The sequence below is a fragment of the Streptococcus pasteurianus genome (genome assembly GCF_004843545.1).
Classification (GTDB): domain Bacteria; phylum Bacillota; class Bacilli; order Lactobacillales; family Streptococcaceae; genus Streptococcus; species Streptococcus pasteurianus.
In genome coordinates, this window is record NZ_CP039457.1 from 777,267 (window position 1) to 792,695 (window position 15,429).

The window sequence follows — 15,429 nt, forward strand, 5'->3', positions numbered from 1 at the left end:
CTATAATGGAAGTTAGTTTAATCATCGATTGCAAACAGTAGTGAGGAGTTTACATGAATTATCATCAAGAGAAGAAATTTACAGATTCTTGGTTTTTTAAATGGTTTTTAAATAATCAAGCAGTTGTCGCTGTTTTGATTACTTTTCTTGTGTTTTTAACCCTTTATCTCTTTACCAAGATTTCATTTTTATTTACGCCGATTATATCTTTTATAGCTATTATTATGTTGCCTTTGGTGATCTCGGCAATTCTTTATTATTTAATCAAACCTTTGGTTGGTTTTATTGAGAAACGTGGCGTTAGTCGGACAACTTCTATTTTTATTGTGTTTGCGATTATCATTGCTTTGTTAATCTGGGCTGTGGCGAGCTTTATCCCAACGATTCAAGAGCAGTTAACGTCTTTCGTTGAGAATTTACCAAGCTATGTCAGAAGCATTAATGTTGAAGCTAATAAATTCTTAGAGAGCCCCTGGCTAGCCAATTATCAAGAAGAATTGGAAGAAATGCTGTCAAATGTGAGCACTAAAGCAATTGATTATGCGGAAAGCTTTTCAAAAAATGCGATTGACTGGGCATCAAATTTTGCCAGTGCTATTGCTCGTGTAACTGTGGCAATCATTATGTCTCCTTTTATCTTATTTTATTTCTTGCGTGATAGCGGTAAGATGAAAGAAGGCTTATTAAAAACACTTCCGACACGGATGCGCCGCCCAATTTCGCGTGTTCTCGGTGATATTAATAAACAATTAGCTGGTTATGTTCAAGGACAAGTAACGGTTGCTATTGTTGTTGGTATTATATTTACGATTTTCTTTAATATTATTGGTTTGCGTTATGCGGCTACTTTTGGGATTATCGCTGGTTTTCTTAACATGATTCCATATCTTGGGAGCTTTCTTGCCATGGTTCCAGTCGTTATCATGGGAGTTGTCCAAGGTCCGATTATGCTCATTAAAGTTTTGATAGCATTTGTTATTGAGCAGACAATCGAGGGACGTTTTGTTTCGCCTTTGGTTCTGGGAAGCAAATTGAGCATTCACCCGATTACCATCATGTTTATTTTGCTAACGTCTGGGGCAATGTTTGGTGTTTGGGGCGTTTTCCTAGGGATTCCAATTTACGCTTCAATCAAAGTTGTTGTTAAAGAAATTTTTGAATGGTACAAACGTATCAGTGGTTTGTATGAGGAAGAAGTACTTATTATAGAAGGGAAAGAAAAAGCTAAAGATGTTGAATAGTGAAAAAATGGTGGCTTCGATTCAAAAACAAGATTTGGAGCATGCTGATAAATACTTTAAACGCGCTTTAAAAGAAGATGATGCTGAGACGCTCTTGGAATTGGCAGAATATCTTGAAAGCATTGGCTTCTTGCCACAAGCAAGGGAAATTTATTTGCAGGAACGTGAGAGTTATCCTGAAGTAAACATTAACCTAGCGCAGATTGCAACTGAAGATGGTGATATTGAGGGAGCTTTCTTGTATTTGGATGCCATTTCACCAGAAAGCGAAGCATATTTATCAGCTTTGCTTGTCATGGCTGATATTTACGATATGGAAGGTTTGACAGATGTTGCGCGTGAGAAATTATTGCTAGCTAGTAAAATCAGCGATGACCCATTGGTTATCTTTGGTTTGGCTGAAATTGAGTTAGAATTAGGTAATTTTAATCAAGCAATCAAAGAATACGCTAAGTTGGATAACCGTGAAATCCTTGAATTAACAGGGATTTCTACTTATCAACGTATCGGTCGTGCTTATGCTAGTCTTGGGAAATTTGAAGCAGCGATTGAATTTCTTGAAAAAACGATTGAAATTGAATATGACGACGGAACAATTTTTGAATTAGCCACTATTTTGTATGACCAAGGGGAGTATCAAAAGGCAAATGTTTACTTTAAGCAGTTGGATACGATGAATCCTGATTTTGAGGGCTATGAATACATCTATGCCCAATCTCTTCATGAGGAAAACAAAACAGAAGAGGCGCTTCGTCTAGTTCAAAAAGGCTTGAGTAAAAACGAATTTGATACCAATTTGTTGCTTACTGCATCACAATTTTCATATGAGTTGCATGATTCTAAGCAAGCTGAAAACTATCTTTTGAAAGCAAAAGATGTTGCGATTGATGATGAAGATGTCTTAATGCGTTTGACCAACTTGTATTTGGAAGAGAAACGTTATGAGGATGTTGTTACTTTGTCACGCGATAATATCGACAGCGTCCTAACAAAATGGAATATCGCTAAAGCTTACCAAGCTTTGGAAGCTGATAAAAAAGCGCTCAATCTTTATGATGAATTGGCAACAGATTTATCGGATAATCCAGAGTTCTTGCAAGATTATGCTTATATTTTACGTGAATTTGGGCAAAAGGAACGTGCTCATCAGGTTGCAGAACGTTATTTGCAACTAGTTCCAGATGATGTGAATATGGTAGGATTTTTAAATGAAAATGAATTTTAGAAACCGTTTAATTAGTAATCTTATCACAGTCATTATTATTTTTTGCTTGCTAATTTTTTTTGACCATAGTGGTACACCATTACGTAATATCATTATTGTCTTTACAGGTTTTATTTTAATGACTGTTTATGATTTTGTTAAAACAAGACGGAAAAAATAAATAATAAAAGAAGTATAGCACATTAGAGCTATACTTCTTTTATTAATATTGATTTTCCTTACTTTTACACTAGTTTTATATAGGGCAGATTGATCTGTAAAAATAATTCATATTATGACATAGCTTTGTTATCAAATAACTATATTATTTGAATGTTTCTTTATAGAATCTTTATGTTGTGGCTTTTCTATTAATTCCGTTTTAATAATGCTGGTGTTACAATTATAAAACAAGGAGGAGTTATAAAAATGACTGTGATAATCAGTATAATCGGTCTATGTGCTGTGGCACTACTAAGTTATTATGTGTACATTCTCATGAAAGGAGATTCACAATAATGAGCTCAGTATTTCAATACATATTTTATCTAGCTATAGTAGTAATTCTTGCAATTCCGCTTGGAACCTATATTAAAAAAGTGATGAATGGCGAGAGGACCTTTTTGTCCAAAATTTTAACGCCTTGTGAAAATGCGGTATATAAATTATTGCGTTTAAATAAAGAAGAACAGATGAATTGGAAAAAATATGCTATTTCAGTATTTGTTTTTTCAGGAATAGGTTTTATTTTCTTATTTCTTTTACAACTTTTACAAGGTATTCTTCCAGGAAATCCCCAAGGCCTCTCAGGAGTAAAATGGGATTTAGCATTTAATACTGCAATAAGCTTTATTACGAATACAAACTGGCAAGCTTATAGTGGAGAATCTACAATGAGCTATTTGACACAATCTATCGGATTAACAGTTCAGAACTTTGTGTCAGCTGCTACTGGTATTGCTGTATTATTTGCTCTAATTCGTGGATTTAAAAAAGTGAAATCTGATGGATTAGGAAACTTTTGGGTAGACATTACAAGAATTATTATTCATATTTTAATTCCGCTTAACTTGGTCATCTCTTTATTGCTTGTTAGTGGTGGTGTGATTCAGAATTGGAAAAGCGCTGAAACAGTTTCTCTTGTTGAACCTATTGCAGTTAGCTCGAGAGGAGAAATCATTGAAAATGCTCAAATTGACTTATCTGATAATACTGTAACTGTTGACGGTCATGTTGTTAAGGATGCTCAAATTGTAAAAGAGCAGTTTGTACCAATGGGGCCAGCTGCAAGTCAGATAGCAATTAAGCAAACTGGGACAAATGGTGGTGGTTATACAGGAGTAAACTCAGCACATCCACTTGAAAACCCTAATGCTTTCACTAATCTCATAGAGATGATTTCTATATTGTTAATTCCTACCGCGCTTTGTTTTACATTTGGAAAAGCAGTAGGAAATAAAAAACAAGGTATTGCAATCTTTATGGCAATGTTTATCTGTCTTGTTTTAGCACTTGCTTCTATTGCAGTTAGTGAACAATTTGGAACAACTCAATTATCGCAAAATGGAGCGGTTAATCTTTCCATGACAAATCAATCAGGAGGTAATATGGAAGGAAAAGAAACACGCTTTGGTATTGCTTCTTCAGCTACTTGGGCAGCATTTACAACAGCTGCTTCTAACGGCTCTGTTAATTCTATGCATGATAGTTATACACCTCTCGGAGGTATGGTAACAATGCTATTGATACAACTTGGAGAGGTTGTATTTGGGGGTGTTGGTTGTGGACTTTACGGAATGCTTGCATTTGCTATTCTGACCGTATTTATTGCAGGTCTTATGGTAGGTAGGACACCAGAGCTGTTAGGTAAGAAGATTGAACCTTATGAAATGAAGTGGTCAGTGATGGTTTGTCTTGCAACGCCTATTGCTATTTTGGTAGGGAGTGGTATTGCTGCTATAGTACCAAATGTGGTAAATAGCTTAAATAATAGTGGTGCTCACGGTTTTTCAGAACTTTTGTATGCTTTCTCATCTGCAGGTGGTAATAATGGCTCTGCATTTGCAGGCTTTGATGCTAATACACCGTTTTTGAATATCACTCTTGGATTGGTTATGTTATTTGCTAGATTTCTCCCTATTATTGGGACACTTGCGATTGCAGGAAGTTTAGCAAGTAAAAAGAAAATTGCAACAACTGCAGGCACACTTTCTACAACAAATAGTACGTTTGTCTTCTTACTGATTGTCATTATTTTGTTAGTTGGAGCACTGAGCTTTTTACCAGCCTTGGCGCTTGGTCCATTGGCAGAATTTTTTCAGTAATAATATTTAAGGAGATCCTAACATGTCATCAAAAGTAAAAGGTACTTTTTCTGATAAAAAAATGATTGGTAAAGCTATAAAAGATTCATTTATAAAACTAAATCCAAAAACACAAGTTCAAAATCCTGTTATGCTTTTAGTTTATATTTCTGCAATCTTAACAACTATACTTTGGGCAGTATCTTTGTTTGGATTAAAGGATGCTTCTAGTGGCTATACACTTGCAATCACAATTATTCTTTGGTTTACTTGTATTTTTGCAAATTTTGCAGAAGCTATTGCAGAAGGCCGTGGTAAAGCTCAATCTGACTCATTACGTGCAGCTAAAAAAGATGTCGAAGCACATAAAATTCCGTCGCTAGACAAGAAAGACCAAATTACCCCTGTATCATCTGTTAGTTTAAAAAAAGGTGATTTCGTTATCGTAAAAGCAGGAGAGCAAATACCTGGAGATGGTGAAGTTGAAGAGGGGGCAGCATCTGTAGATGAGAGTGCCATTACTGGTGAATCTGCTCCTGTTATTCGTGAGGCAGGTGGTGATAGAAGTGCTGTTACTGGTGGTACCACAGTTCTATCAGACTGGATTGTAGTTAGAATCACAAGTGAGGCTGGGGAAAGTTTTCTGGATAAGATGATTGCTATGGTTGAAGGTGCTGCTAGAAAGAAAACACCTAACGAGATTGCCTTACAAATTTTTCTTATTGCACTTTCTATTATTTTTATTCTTGTTACCATGTCTTTATATACTTATTCAGTCTTTTCAGCAAAACAGGCAGGGATTAGTAATACAATTTCCATTACGACATTGGTAGCATTGCTTGTTTGCTTAGCACCAACAACTATTGGAGCTTTACTTTCTGCTATAGGAATTGCTGGAATGAGTCGTTTAAATCAAGCCAATGTGTTAGCTATGAGTGGTAGAGCCATTGAGGCAGCTGGAGATGTTGACATTTTAATGTTAGATAAAACTGGTACTATTACCTTAGGTAATCGTCAAGCTCATGCATTTATACCCGTAGATGGAGTAAGTGAAGTTGAACTTGCTGATGCGGCTCAATTATCATCACTAGCTGATGAAACACCAGAAGGTCGAAGTGTTGTTATTTTAGCAAAAGAAAAATTTGGAATTCGTGCACGCGATCTTTCTGATAAAAACATGGAATTCATTCCTTTTACTGCTAAAACACGTATGAGCGGTGTTGATTATGATGACAATGAGATTAGAAAAGGTGCTGCTGAGACAATGCAACAATATGTCACACAGGCAGGAGGTATTTATTCTTCTGAATGTGACCATGTTGTACAAGATATTGCTAAACAGGGAGGCACACCGTTAGTAGTTTCAAAAAATCATAAAATTTTAGGTGTTATTCATTTAAAAGATATTATCAAACAAGGGGTTCAAGAGAAATTTTCTGATTTACGTAAAATGGGAATTAAAACCATAATGATTACTGGAGATAACCCAGTGACAGCCGCTGCCATCGCTGCCGAAGCTGGGGTGGACGATTTTCTTGCAGAAGCAACTCCAGAAGCAAAACTTCAGATGATTCGTGATTTTCAATCTAAAGGACACTTAGTTGCCATGACTGGAGATGGTACAAATGATGCTCCGGCTCTAGCGCAAGCGGATGTGGCTGTTGCTATGAATACTGGAACTCAAGCAGCAAAAGAAGCTGGTAATATGGTAGATTTGGACTCATCTCCTACAAAATTAATTGATATTGTTCGTATTGGAAAACAGCTCTTAATGACCAGAGGGAGCCTTACAACTTTTTCTATAGCTAATGATGTTGCAAAATATTTTGCAATTATCCCAGCATTGTTTGTAGGACTTTATCCTGGTTTATCCGAGTTAAACATTATGCACCTACATTCATCACAAAGCGCTGTTTTATCTGCGATTATTTATAATGCATTGATTATTATTGCATTAATTCCATTGGCATTAAAAGGTGTTAAATATCGTGAAGTTCCAGCTGGAAAGCTTCTATCTCGAAATTTACTCATTTACGGTTTAGGTGGTCTAATAACACCGTTTATCTGTGTGAAATTAATTGATATGTTTTTAGTTTTCTTTGTTTTGAGATAACAAGTCTAGTGGTAAAAAATCAAGAGAGGTTTTGTAATGAAAACATTAAAAAATACATTTCCAAAAGCACTGATGATTTTCACTATTTTTACAGTACTTTGTGGAGTTGTTTATACAGGAGTTGTAACGGGTGCAGCACAACTTCTTTTTCCAGATAAAGCTGATGGATCTATTATTACGGTTAATGGGAAAAAATATGGTAGTGAATTGCTAGGACAGCAATATACTGATGATGCGCATATGTGGGGACGTATTATGAATGTTGACGTTTCTACTTATAAAGATAAAAATGGTAAAATATTAATGTATGCTGAGCCTTCTAACTTAAGTCCTTCAAGTGATAAATATCAAAAATTGCTAAGTGAACGCATATCCAAATTGCGTATGCATAATCCAGATATGAATGAAGAAACCATTCCCGTTGATCTAGTGACAAGCTCAGGTAGTGGCTTAGATCCTGACATTTCTCCTGCAGCAGCAGAATATCAAGTCGCGAGAATTGCCAAGGCAAATAATATATCTGAACAGAGTGTTAGAAAAATTATAAAGAAGTGCACTAAGGGTAGATTTTTAGGGATTTTTGGTGAGAAAACAGTTAATGTCTTGAAAGTTAATTTGATGTTGGATGGTATTATATAAATATCATATTGTGATGCATTACCATAGTTAACTTAGATATAAGTTCCTCAATCATTTGCCAAGGCAATCAAAAGCAAATCTGATTGTTTTTGTGACTGTTTATTAAAGTGTTCTCTACTGCATAGGAGAATAAGGGGGGACGCAGTGAGCAATTGGTAAGTATTTAAAAATTATTGCAAATCGATTAGACTTTGCAAGATAGTAAAATTGACTTTGTATATCGCTTTTCGTCTCTTGGTTACTCTTATTCCAAGATTATGATATACAAAGTTTTTTTGATGAGTCGATTTAGGAGGATAATGTTTGGTTTAATGAATACCTCCTAGAGTTAGGATAAGTTGGAAACGGTAACTAGTTTGTGTTACAATCTTTATGTAATATTAAAGTCTGTCTCGAAAACATGTGCTGAACTTTCTCTGCTTTCATTTATAACATTCTTGGAGGTATTTAATGGATCAAAATAGAAAAAATCCAGATCAGTTATTAGAGATTATTCGTCAAGAGGAAAACAAACAAAAAAGAGGAAAACTTAAAATATTTTTTGGCTATGCAGCTGGCGTTGGTAAAACTTATGCGATGTTAACTGCAGCCCATGAGGCTCAGAATAGAGGAGTTGATGTAGTTGCTGGATATATTGAACCTCACGCTCGTCCGAAAACCGCAGCCCTTCTGGATGGTTTAGAGATGCTTCCACAGTTAGATATTGTTTATAATGGGATTCAATTGCATGAATTTAATTTGGATGCGGCGATTGCACGAGCTCCTGAATTAATTTTGGTAGATGAGCTTGCTCATACTAATGCTGAAGGTTGCCGTCATGTAAAGAGATATCAAGATATTGAAGAGCTTTTAAAAGCAGGGATAGATGTTTACACGACAGTTAATGTCCAACATATTGAAAGCTTAAATGATATGGTTGCTTCTGTCACGGAGGTACTCGTAAGGGAGCGTATTCCAGATTCAGTGTTTGATAATGCTAATCAGGTTGAGTTAGTAGACATTGAACCGCAAGACTTAATTGAGCGTTTGAATGCTGGTGCTATTTATCAAGAGTCGCAAGCTAAACGAGCAGTTGATAATTTTTTTACTGTAGATAATTTAACAGCACTTAGAGGTATTGCATTGCGTCGTTGTGCCCAACGTGTTGAGATTCTTTCAGAGAATGCGCGCATTAAGAATCATGGTGATTATTATATCGATGAACACATACTTGTCTGTTTATCCTCATCTCCTTCGAGCACTAAAATTATTCGAACAGCGGCTAGGATGGCAAAAGCTTTTAAAGGAAGGTTTACAGCTTTATTTGTTGAGACAGCTGACCTTTCTACAATGGATGACAAAAATAAGGAGCGTTTATATGCTAACTTACGACTAGCAGAGCAGCTTGGTGCTCAGGTTGAGACAGTTCGTGGAGAAGATGTTCCTTTTCAAATTGCGGAGTTTGCGAGAGTATTTGGAGTGTCTAAACTTGTTATTGGACGAAGTTCAGCAACTAGACCACACTTTTTCAAGAAACCAACACTAACAGAAAAATTGGTAGAAATGGCCCCGAATTTGGATATTTATATTATTCCTGATACGTTGCCATCGGTTTCTGTTTATCGAGCACGAAAAGTACAGAAAAAGAAAAACATCATTTGGTCAACTACTGATATTCTAAAATGTCTTGTCATTTTAATCATATCTAGTTTAATTGGATACACTTTCCGTAATTTAGGATTTGATGAGGCTAATATTATTACAGTCTATGTGCTGGGTGTCTTAATTACTGCAGTGGTGACAACACATCAGATATATAGTTTAATATCTTCGGTAGTTAGTGTTCTTGTCTTTAATTTTATTTTTACTAAGCCTCAATTTACTTTTCAAGCCTATGATCAGGGATATCCAGTAACTTTTCTCATAATGTTTTTTGCTGCTTTTTTAACAGGATCCTTGGCAAATCGTTTAGAAAGACATGCAAAACAAGCTACACGTGATGCTTATCGTATGAAAGTTTTATTTGATACAAATCATCTCTTACAAAAAGCGAAAAGTCGGCAAGATATTATATCTGCTACTTCAAATCAGATTGTCAAGCTCTTAGGTAAAGACGTTGTTTTTTATTTGGCAAAAAAGGAAACGCTGGGTGAGCCCTATATTTTTTCAGCTACGAAAGATTTGCTAAATAACGGCTATACTAGTAGCAATGAAAAAGCAGTCGCAGAGTGGGTGTTTAAAAACAATAAAGCTGCTGGTTCAACGACTGATACGCTCCCAAATGCGAAGTGTTTATATTTAGCGATTCGAGTTAATAATAACGTGTATGGTGTAGTAGGAATAGTTATTGATGAGCAGCCTCTTGACTCATTTGAAAAAAGTATTCTTTTATCCATTATTGGAGAGTGTGCATTAGCCTTGGAAAATGAAAAGAATGCTTATGAGAAAGAAAAAGTAGCTATTCTTGCTAAAAATGAGCAATTACGTGCTAACTTACTACGTGCTATTTCTCATGATTTACGTACACCACTGACTTCTATATCAGGAAATGCTAGTAATCTTCTTTCAAATGGCGATTCCTTTGATGAAGCGACTAAAAAGCAGATGTACACAGATATCTATGATGATTCTATGTGGCTTATCAATCTTGTCGAAAATCTATTAGCTGTGACAAGGATTGAAGAAAATAATGTAAATTTACGCATTATAGATGATTTAGTTGATGATGTTGTATCAGAAGCATTACGCCATGTGAATCGAAAAAGCGTGGAACATCATATTGAAGTGAAGCATAAAGATGAGTTTCTTATTGCTAAAATGGATGCCCGACTAATTGTTCAAGTCATAATTAATATCGTTGATAATGCTATAAAGTACACACCTCAAGGATCACATATCCTTATTCAAACAGAACGACAAGGTAATAAAGCAGTTATTTCCATATCAGATGATGGTGAGGGGATGTCTGATGAGGTGAAGGAGCGAGTCTTTGATATGTTCTATAGCGGGATCAACAAAGTTGTTGATAGTCATAGAAGTTTAGGGTTAGGTTTGGCTTTATGTAAATCAATTATCAATGCCCATGGAGGAGAGATTAGTGTTTCAGATAATATTCCTCAGGGGTCAATATTCACATTCACTTTACCTATAGGAGGACAAATACATGAATAAAACACTTGTTCTATTAGTAGAAGATAATTCATCGGTAAGGAATCTGATGACGACAACCTTAAAAGCACATGGTTATCGTTATTTAACTGCACCTAATGGTGATGCAGCAATATTGGAAGCATCTTCACATAATCCAGATATTGTGTTACTTGATTTAGGGTTACCAGATATGGATGGTGTTGAGGTAATTAAAAAAATTCGTTCCTGGTCAAGTATGCCCATTATCGTTATTAGTGCACGAAGTGAAGATACCGACAAGATTGATGCACTAGATGCAGGTGCAGATGACTATTTAACTAAACCGTTTTCTGTTGAGGAACTGTTAGCACGTTTGCGAGTAACGCAAAGAAGGTTAACGATGATGCAGAGATTTTCTCCTACAGAAGCTTCTGTTTTTATAAATGGAGAACTACGAATTGATTATGCAGCAGGATGCGCCTATATTAATAGTGAAGAATTGCATTTAACACCTATTGAATACAAATTACTTTGTTTATTATCGAAAAATACAGGAAAAGTTCTGACGCATACCTATATTACACAAAACATATGGGGTAGTAACTGGGATAATGATATTGCCTCTTTGCGAGTATTTATGGCAACTCTGAGAAAAAAAATAGAAAAAGAACCGAATTCTCCTCAATACATTCAAACTCACATAGGAGTTGGTTATCGCATGTTAAGAGTAGAGTAGCTTGAGGAAGTCTCTTACTCTGTGTTAAGAGAGGTAATCGTATAATGATTCAGTTTTGAGATAATAAGAAGTATGCGATACTTGGTGTTTTATAACCCGAATCAGTGATGAGATAGTATAGCTTTAACTCTTTGACTTGGAAGAAGTTCAGAACTGACAAAAATAGGAGAATACAAGGGAAAAGATAAAGGAGCTCTCCCCTACCTCCAATCTCAAAATATTCGGTACTTAATGGGTTATCCAATTCTTCCAATTAGCTATGTCAAGACGAGAACACCCAATTATAAATGAGCGTCAACAGTTGAATACAAAATGATAATCGAATTTCTTTATTTGTAGCTCAAAAAGGAAAATGTGATGTCACAGATCAGGAATTGGATATGGATGATATTCATCGCCTGATTCATGCAACAAATGAGAAGATTATCAAAAATTTCTTTCAGCTTTTGAATTTGAGTAATACAGGACTGACCAAATTAAATCAGTTACGTGAACTTGTAGGAACTTCACCACTTTTGAAAAAAATTTGAACTCAGAATAATAATGTTAATCATATCATCAATATAGCACGATAAAGCAAAATTATGATAATACACTATTGATGGAGCGCTGTGTGCAGTGAAAGTCGCATGCACGGTGTGAAGTGAGGGAAAAATGGAGATAGTATCAAAGTTTTACCTATCGCTATAGAAAGCTTACTCGGATGGCTCTTTCCTTATCTCCGAAACCAACTATAATGGCAATCCAAACTACATCTTCCGCAGATTATCTGGAGTAGTAGCCTGGTTTTTGCTTATACGACGAAATAAAAAAAGGTATACTAACAAAACTCAATAATGCTAGGACATCCTTTTGATTTATCTTGGATTATTTCAAAACAATATGCTAATATTATAGTAAATATTTAGCATATTATTTTGGATGATGGTGTGTGTTTCTAAAGTTAGCAGTGATGGAGTTTTAAAAGTACTAGATTATTTTGAAGTGAAGGTAAAAGAAGCAGTGTTTGCAGGCGATTCAGATGCAGATATAATTTCTGCCAAGGATGGTTTGTGGTCAATCTGTTGGTGTAAATTGGTACAGAAAAAGGCATTTTAAAAGTATTCCAGATATTATATCCGAAAGTCCATCAGATTTGATAAATCAAGAACTTTTAGAAAGGAGAGTATTATGTATTTGAAAGCGCTTATTTTTGATATGGATGGGGTAATAGTTGACACGGAGTATCAAGATTTTTCGATACAAAAAGAATTCATAAAACTTTTTAATCCACACTCTAATTATAGTGATAAAGAGTTATTAGTACTAGTAGGTAAATCCTATTTGACACTTTATAAACTTTTACAGCATTTTATCGGCGAAGAATATAGTATAGAAAAAATTGAGAAAGAATATGGTGTTTTCAGTGATGTAAAATATAGTAAATTGAATTATCGGGAATTATTTAGGGAAGACATTATAAAAATTCTAGATTTTTCTGTTGAAAATGGCATAAAGTTAGCTCTTGCCTCTTCTTCAAAGTATAAACATATTATTGAGATTCTGGAAAGTTGTGGTATAAGAGGTTATTTTGATGTTATAGTTAGCGGTGAAAATTTTATGGAGAGTAAGCCTAATCCAGAAATTTATCAAGCGACATTGAATGAATTGTCTGTTCAGGCTGAACAGTGTATTGCTATTGAAGATTCTTACTCAGGGATTGAAGCATCAACGAGTGCTGGTATTGCTACTATTGGATATTACGATAGTCGATTGCCACTATTTAATGATAAGGCAAATTGGAAAGTCGGAAGTATGCAAGAAGCATTGAACGTAATTCAATCACAACATGAGTTTTAAAATATCTAGATGCATTAAAAAATAATTTAGGCGATATAGCAATTTTGAACGGCACTCTAAAAGTCTGTAATTTCTTTGTAGTCAGATATTTGATATTCTCCAATAAGCATTTTCGATTCTATGGTTTTCTGTTTATTGCTTCTTCATTTTTATAGTGTAACTATTCCATATATCTGCTGCAATACAAATCAGCATAGCATGATGTCTTAAATTGTCTTCTTGATAAGGATATGTAGACTGGATACGGTGTTTTCTTTGTTTTTATTTTGGGGAGTTTAATTATCTCCAGAGTATTTTAAGGAAAGATAAATAAAAAAATCACAAGCTATTTTTCACAAACTTTCAAATGAACTATGATATAATTGAATCATACTTGTGAAAAAATAAAAAATTGTGATTTAGATTTGACTGATTTTTACACCAAATCCAGCTATGAATTTGATGCTCTTCGATGGTAAACAACACCGCTATGAATTAGTCATCTAAAGATTTATAGGAGATATAATGACAGATAACAATAAACAATATGGGGCTGATTTGGTAGTGGATAGTCTCATCAACCATGACATTGACTATGTTTTTGGTATTCCTGGTGCTAAAATTGATCGTATTTTTGACACTCTTGAAGATAAGGGACCACAGTTGATTGTAGCTCGTCATGAGCAAAATGCTGCTTTTATGGCACAAGGGATTGGACGTATTACAGGTACACCTGGCGTTGTGATTACAACAAGTGGACCTGGAGTTTCAAATTTGGCGACAGGATTGGTGACCGCAACGGATGAAGGGGATCCTGTTTTAGCGATTTCAGGTCAAGTAAAACGTGCCGATTTGCTGAAACGGTCTCACCAATCTATGAAAAATGTGGCAATGATGGAACCAGTTACAAAATATGCTGTAGAAGTTCATGAGCCAGATACTCTCTCTGAAACAATTGCTAATGCCTATCGTGTGGCAAAGTCAGGTAAACGTGGTGCAAGCTTTGTTTCCATTCCACAAGATGTGACTGACAGTTTGGTTTCCGTAAAAGCAATCAAGCCATTAACAGATCCTCAATTGGGTTCTGCGTCAGTTGGTGATATCAACTATTTAGCGCAAGCTATCCGAAATGCCGACTTACCCGTTCTTCTTCTGGGAAATGGTGCTTCAACGCGTGCAGTTACAAAGTCTATTCGTAAGTTATTGGATGCTGTAAAATTACCAGTTGTTGAAACTTTCCAAGGTGCAGGTATTGTTTCTCGTGAGTTGGAAGAAGATACTTTCTTTGGACGTGTTGGGCTTTTCCGCAATCAGCCAGGTGACATGTTGCTTAAAAAAGCTGACCTTGTTATTGCTATTGGTTATGACCCAATTGAGTATGAAGCCCGAAATTGGAATGCTGAAATTTCAGCTCGTATTATTGTTATCGACGTTGCGCAAGCTGAAATCGATACTTATTTCCAACCAGAACGTGAATTGATTGGTAACATTGCGGATACGATTGACTTGCTCTTGCCTGCCGTTAATGGTTATGTTTTGCCAAAAGCATCAGTAGATTATTTGCAAAATCTGAAGAAAAATGTTGTCGAAGATGTCAAATTTGACCGTAATTCCAAGGAAGGTTTGGTTCACCCGCTTGATGTTATTGATGTCTTACAAGAAAATACAACAGATGATATGACTGTCACTGTTGACGTTGGTAGTCACTACATTTGGATGGCACGTTATTTCAAATCATACGAAGCTCGTCATCTGCTCTTTTCAAACGGCATGCAGACCCTTGGAGTTGCACTTCCTTGGGCAATTTCAGCAGCACTTGTTCGTCCAAATACGACAGTTGTTTCGGTGTCTGGAGATGGTGGATTCCTTTTTTCAGCACAAGAATTAGAAACTGCAGTACGTCTCAAGTTGCCGATTGTCCATATCATTTGGAATGATGGCAAGTACAATATGGTCGAGTTCCAAGAAGAAATGAAATATGGTCGTTCATCAGGTGTTGACTTTGGTTCTGTTGATTTTGTAAAATATGCTAGCAGTTTTGGGGCAAAAGGGTATCGTGTTGATAGTAGAGCTTCATTTGAAGAAATATTCAAGGAAGCTTTAAAAGAAGCAAATAATGGACCAGTTTTAATTGATATTCCAATTGACTACAAAGATAACATCAAACTTGGTGAAACAATCTTACCAGATGAATTTTATTAAACTTGATTTTTTAATCATATGACAATAAAATAATATCAGAAGGCACTATTTAAGGTTATTGATGA

Annotated in this window: 10 protein-coding genes and 1 pseudogene; all 11 read left to right on the forward strand. The window is 35.5% G+C overall.

Annotation, left to right across the window (positions count from 1 at the left end; translation table 11 throughout):
• Positions 1 to 53 precede the first annotated feature (53 nt).
• The 11 genes and pseudogenes from E8M05_RS04215 to alsS all read left to right on the forward strand — a co-directional run bounded on the left by E8M05_RS04215 (position 54) and on the right by alsS (position 15,364).
• A complete protein-coding gene (locus tag E8M05_RS04215) occupies positions 54 to 1,241 on the forward strand; it encodes an AI-2E family transporter (protein WP_003064225.1) in 1,188 nt (395 codons plus the stop codon).
• Positions 1,231 to 2,466: a tetratricopeptide repeat protein gene (locus tag E8M05_RS04220; protein WP_003064227.1), complete on the forward strand. Its 1,236-nt coding sequence runs from the start codon at positions 1,231 to 1,233 to the stop codon at positions 2,464 to 2,466. The genes E8M05_RS04215 and E8M05_RS04220 overlap by 11 nt, the downstream gene beginning before the upstream one ends.
• A gap of 497 nt (positions 2,467 to 2,963) precedes the next feature.
• On the forward strand, positions 2,964 to 4,769 hold the full coding sequence (kdpA, locus tag E8M05_RS04230) for a potassium-transporting ATPase subunit KdpA (RefSeq protein WP_003064233.1): 1,806 nt from the start codon (positions 2,964 to 2,966) through the stop codon (positions 4,767 to 4,769).
• Between the two features lie 22 nt (positions 4,770 to 4,791).
• Positions 4,792 to 6,861, forward strand: a complete 2,070-nt coding sequence (kdpB, locus tag E8M05_RS04235) for a potassium-transporting ATPase subunit KdpB (RefSeq protein WP_003064236.1) — start codon at positions 4,792 to 4,794, stop codon at positions 6,859 to 6,861.
• Positions 6,862 to 6,897: 36 nt separating this feature from the next.
• The gene (kdpC, locus tag E8M05_RS04240) at positions 6,898 to 7,500 is read left to right on the forward strand and encodes a potassium-transporting ATPase subunit KdpC (RefSeq protein WP_136596411.1); all 603 of its coding nucleotides are present in this window, start codon (positions 6,898 to 6,900) and stop codon (positions 7,498 to 7,500) included.
• 450 nt (positions 7,501 to 7,950) lie between these two features.
• A complete protein-coding gene (locus tag E8M05_RS04245; protein ID WP_003064240.1) occupies positions 7,951 to 10,650 on the forward strand; it encodes a sensor histidine kinase in 2,700 nt (899 codons plus the stop codon).
• Positions 10,643 to 11,344 carry a response regulator gene (locus E8M05_RS04250; RefSeq protein WP_003064243.1) on the forward strand — a complete coding sequence of 234 codons (702 nt, stop codon included), beginning with the start codon at positions 10,643 to 10,645 and terminating at the stop codon, positions 11,342 to 11,344. Before E8M05_RS04245 ends, E8M05_RS04250 begins: the two co-directional genes overlap by 8 nt.
• A 380-nt stretch (positions 11,345 to 11,724) precedes the next feature.
• Positions 11,725 to 11,874: a hypothetical protein gene (locus tag E8M05_RS04255; protein ID WP_003064246.1), complete on the forward strand. Its 150-nt coding sequence runs from the start codon at positions 11,725 to 11,727 to the stop codon at positions 11,872 to 11,874.
• Positions 11,875 to 12,034: 160 nt separating this feature from the next.
• Positions 12,035 to 12,153 (forward strand): annotated as a pseudogene (locus E8M05_RS11830) (CHAP domain-containing protein); the annotation flags it as partial.
• A gap of 361 nt (positions 12,154 to 12,514) precedes the next feature.
• Positions 12,515 to 13,183, forward strand: a complete 669-nt coding sequence (locus E8M05_RS04270) for an HAD family hydrolase (RefSeq protein WP_003064252.1) — start codon at positions 12,515 to 12,517, stop codon at positions 13,181 to 13,183.
• A gap of 504 nt (positions 13,184 to 13,687) precedes the next feature.
• Complete coding sequence (alsS, locus tag E8M05_RS04275; RefSeq protein ID WP_003064256.1) at positions 13,688 to 15,364, forward strand: acetolactate synthase AlsS; 1,677 nt, start codon at positions 13,688 to 13,690, stop codon at positions 15,362 to 15,364.
• The last annotated feature ends 65 nt before the right edge of the window (positions 15,365 to 15,429 follow it).

Coding starts and splice junctions, on each gene's coding strand:
- E8M05_RS04215 (WP_003064225.1), top strand. CDS start 54: ATGAATTATCATCAAGAGAAGAAATTTACAGATTCTTGGTTTTTTAAA.
- E8M05_RS04220 (WP_003064227.1), top strand. CDS start 1,231: ATGTTGAATAGTGAAAAAATGGTGGCTTCGATTCAAAAACAAGATTTG.
- kdpA (WP_003064233.1), top strand. CDS start 2,964: ATGAGCTCAGTATTTCAATACATATTTTATCTAGCTATAGTAGTAATT.
- kdpB (WP_003064236.1), top strand. CDS start 4,792: ATGTCATCAAAAGTAAAAGGTACTTTTTCTGATAAAAAAATGATTGGT.
- kdpC (WP_136596411.1), top strand. CDS start 6,898: ATGAAAACATTAAAAAATACATTTCCAAAAGCACTGATGATTTTCACT.
- E8M05_RS04245 (WP_003064240.1), top strand. CDS start 7,951: ATGGATCAAAATAGAAAAAATCCAGATCAGTTATTAGAGATTATTCGT.
- E8M05_RS04250 (WP_003064243.1), top strand. CDS start 10,643: ATGAATAAAACACTTGTTCTATTAGTAGAAGATAATTCATCGGTAAGG.
- E8M05_RS04255 (WP_003064246.1), top strand. CDS start 11,725: ATGGATGATATTCATCGCCTGATTCATGCAACAAATGAGAAGATTATC.
- E8M05_RS04270 (WP_003064252.1), top strand. CDS start 12,515: ATGTATTTGAAAGCGCTTATTTTTGATATGGATGGGGTAATAGTTGAC.
- alsS (WP_003064256.1), top strand. CDS start 13,688: ATGACAGATAACAATAAACAATATGGGGCTGATTTGGTAGTGGATAGT.